At 40.2% G+C, this 306-nt stretch carries 1 protein-coding gene; it reads left to right on the top strand.

Features of this window, described 5'->3' with window-relative positions; translation table 11 throughout:
* Positions 1 to 25 precede the first annotated feature (25 nt).
* Positions 26 to 306 (top strand): hypothetical protein (locus ACWIUE_RS11975; protein ID WP_454137016.1); only part of this gene is annotated, 281 nt, incomplete at its 3' end.

Here is a 306-nt window from a genome sequence, read left to right as displayed (position 1 = left end):
AGACAATTTGTTCTGGGATAATCATTTGCGTTGTTTTGGCACAAAATTTCGCTCAATGAACCCATCAGTTCTATCTCGCTCATTTCGCACCAAAACAACGCAAAGCACTACCGCCATTACTTCGATTGAGATTCTGCGAATCGCAGAATCTAATAAAAAAAATGCAGATTCTGCGAATCGCACGAAAATCGCAGAATCTCCCCACACTTCGCATTTTACCCAAAGCAAAATCTATAAAATCTTCGCGTGGTTTATCACATTTAATTTTGTGAATATCGCGTGGGTGTTTTTCCGCGCGGAAAATGT

This window comes from Helicobacter sp. 23-1045, from assembly GCF_053654655.1.
This window is presented reverse-complemented; position numbering and strand designations above follow the sequence as displayed.